Genomic DNA, 2,862 nt, shown 5'->3' on the forward strand with positions numbered 1-2,862 from the left:
GGGGCCGCCCGCCGCGCGGTGAGATCGGCGGGACGGGCGCCCCGGCCCCCGGCGCGGCCGGTCCCGGAATGGGGAGGGTGGGGACGGGCCGCCGGAATGGCTAGCTGGCCTCGGGGACGGGCAGGGTGGGCTGCCCGTCGATGCCGAGGGTGTCCTCGACGAGGGTGACGAAGACCTCGGCGTCGTGCACGAGCTCCTCGGCCTCGCGCGCGGTGACGGCGCGCGGCAGGCCCGCCTCGGCGGCGGCGCGCTTGTCGGCGCCGGCGGCGAAGAAGGCGGCCCACTCGCGCAGCGCGGGCTCGGCCTCGGGCAGCAGCACCCACACGCTGCGGGGACGCCCGCGGCGGTGGGTCTCCAGGGGCTCCTTGGACGCGAGCACCGCGGCGGCGGCGCGCAGCGCGGCCAGGTGCGCGCAGACGTAGCGCACGGCCGGCGAGGTGGCCTCGGCGGCCTCGGCGAGGCCCATGCGGGCCGCGTGCAGCTGGCCGGCGGCCGTGTGCGCCGGACGCGGCGCGGGCAGCGGGCGGTGGCGTGGGCTCGGCGGCGGGACGGACTGGGCGGCGGAGTGGACGCCGCGTGCGGTCATCGTTCCGGACATCTGTGCCTCCTTCCGGGCTCGGGCCGGCCGGGCGGAGAGCTTCCCCTCACTCCGCCCGGCCGTCCGTCCCGCCGGAATACCGCGACCGGCGGGGACGTCGCCCTGGCGCGGGCCGCGAGTCCCGCACCAGCGTCGAACATAAGTTCGACGCATTCCCCAGTAAACAGCCCTGACGCCGATTCGTCAACGTGTTCGAATGCGTGTCGCGCGTCGCAGGTCAGCGGGGGCAGGACGGGGCGCCGGCGGGCTAGCGGGGGCGCCTGACGTGCACGGGGACGTCCGTCCCGAGGAGGCCGGGGAAGTACTCGGCGATGTGCATCGGCATCCGGACGCAGCCGTGCGAGGCCGGGTACCTCGGCACGTCCAGCGCGCCGTGGAAGGCGATGCCGCCGTTGAAGTAGATCGGGTTGTAGAGCCGCCCCAGGGGCGAGGTCTCCCAGCCGGTGAAGCGGCGCCCGGTGCGGAAGTCGCCGGTTCCGGTGGTGGCGTAGCGGCAGCGCGGGACGGTGGCGCCGCGGTCCTTGGCGCAGTAGTACTCCCCCGACCCCGAGGAGATGTGCGAGATCAGGCGCGGCTTCCCGGCCTTGTAGAGGACGAGGTACTGCCGCTTGAGGTCGACGTCGACGCGGTCCTTCTCGCGCTTCTTGGCCATCGGGCGCGGGTCCTTGGGAGCCTCCAGCGCCGCCCAGAAGGACTTGCCCAGCGTGCTCTTCTGCTTGAGCCGGTTGACCGCCTGGAACGCCCACACGGCCATCTGCGTGGACGGCCCGTACCTGCCGTCCACCTTGCCCGGGTCGTAGTGCAGTTCCTTCAGGCGCCGCTGGAGGTCTTCGACGTCGGCGCCCTTCGCACCCGGCTTCAGCGTGCGCTGCGCGGGGGACGGCGTCGGGGTGGGCGTCGCCGGCGCCTTCGCAGGCGGCGGCTTCGCGGACGAGGAGCCCTCCTGGGCCCGGGGTTCGGCCTGCTCCGTCCCGTCGCAGCCCGCCAGGGCAACGGCCGCGATCAGCAGGACCGCGCTCTTCCGCACGTCGACCGGTATCCCGCGCATGCAGGAAGCTTAAAGTGCTTCCCATGCATCCGAATGCCGAAATCGTCGCGAAGGCCCTGTCCGACCAGGGCGCGACCGGGGTCATCGTCGAGCTGTCCGACTCCGCGCGGACGGCGCAGGCCGCGGCGGACCAGCTGGGCTGCGAGGTCGGCGCGATCGCCAACAGCCTGGTGTTCGACGCCGACGGGGCGCCGCTGCTGGTGCTGACCAGCGGCGCGCACCGCGTGGACACCGCGAAGGTGGCGGCCCTCGTGGGCGCGGCGAAGGTGAAGCGGGCGACGCCGGAGTTCGTCCGGGAGGCGACCGGCCAGCCGATCGGTGGCGTGGCGCCGCTCGGCCACCCGGCCCCGCTCCGTACGCTCGTGGACGTCTGGCTGAACAGGTACGACCAGGTCTGGGCGGCCGGCGGGCACCCGCACACCGTCTTCCCCACGTCGTACGAGGAACTGCTGAGGATCACCGGGGGAGCCCCCGCGGAGGTGGAGTGATGGAGATTTGGCACAACCCGCGCTGCTCGAAGAGCCGGGCCGCGAAGGCCGCGCTGGACGAGGCGGGCGTCGCGTACACCGAGCGGCGCTACCTGGACGAGCCGCCCACGGCGGAGGAGCTGGACGCGGTGCTCACCCGGGTCGGCGCCGAGCCGTGGGAGGTGGCGCGGCTGAACGAGCCGGTCGCCAAGGAGCTCGGGCTCAAGGACATGGAGCACGACCGGGCCCGGTGGATCGAGGTCATGGTGGCGAACCCGGTGCTGATCCAGCGGCCGATCGTCCTGACCGGCGACGCCGCCGTGGTGGCGCGGGACGAGGAATCGGTGCGCAAGGCCCTCGACAGCCAGTGACACGGGTGTGATTCTGGGGAGTCAGGACACGGCGAACGGTGACTCGGCCGACCTCGGCACGGAGGTGCGATGACCGCGCAGATGCGCACGGGCCCGGCGGCGCGCGATCCGCAGTTCCGGGGGATCGACCCGCCCGCGCTCAACCAGGTCATCAAGCAGCTGCAGGACGCGCAGAACGCGATCCAGGGCTGGCTGAACGCGCACCGTCCTCCGCCGGGGGTGTCCACGGCCGGGCACCGGCAGGCCGACCAGGTGGCGCAGTGGGCCGCCGACCAGCTCGGGATGCTGTCACGCCGCTACAACTACGCGGTCACCCATCCCTCTCCCGGCGGCGGGGTCGACGCCCCGCCGCCGTCCGCCCCCGCTCCCGCCCCGGCG

Annotated in this window: 5 protein-coding genes; 3 read left to right on the plus strand and 2 right to left on the minus strand. The window is 74.1% G+C overall.

All coding sequences use genetic code 11. The features are described 5' to 3' along the window. Positions 1-100: 100 nt before the first annotated feature. Positions 101-598, minus strand: a complete 498-nt coding sequence (locus AB0K34_RS46390) for an SAV_6107 family HEPN domain-containing protein (protein WP_364554917.1) — start codon at positions 596-598, stop codon at positions 101-103. A 247-nt stretch (positions 599-845) separates the two neighbouring features. After that, positions 846-1,646, minus strand: a complete 801-nt coding sequence (locus tag AB0K34_RS46395) for a L,D-transpeptidase family protein (protein WP_364554919.1) — start codon at positions 1,644-1,646, stop codon at positions 846-848. Positions 1,647-1,669: 23 nt separating this feature from the next. Between AB0K34_RS46395 and AB0K34_RS46400 the strand changes: the two genes are divergently transcribed. The 3 genes from AB0K34_RS46400 to AB0K34_RS46410 all read left to right on the plus strand — a co-directional run. Beyond that, entirely contained in the window at positions 1,670-2,134 is a 465-nt protein-coding gene (locus AB0K34_RS46400) for a YbaK/EbsC family protein (RefSeq protein WP_138642345.1), read from the plus strand. Beyond that, positions 2,134-2,484 carry an arsenate reductase family protein gene (locus AB0K34_RS46405; RefSeq protein ID WP_138642344.1) on the plus strand — a complete coding sequence of 117 codons (351 nt, stop codon included), beginning with the start codon at positions 2,134-2,136 and terminating at the stop codon, positions 2,482-2,484. Before AB0K34_RS46400 ends, AB0K34_RS46405 begins: the two co-directional genes overlap by 1 nt. Positions 2,485-2,553: 69 nt before the next feature. Beyond that, a partial coding sequence (locus tag AB0K34_RS46410; protein WP_364554922.1) for a hypothetical protein occupies positions 2,554-2,862 on the plus strand: 309 nt, incomplete at its 3' end.

The organism is Actinomadura sp. NPDC049382, assembly GCF_040677125.1.
GTDB classification, from domain to species: domain Bacteria; phylum Actinomycetota; class Actinomycetes; order Streptosporangiales; family Streptosporangiaceae; genus Spirillospora; species Spirillospora geliboluensis.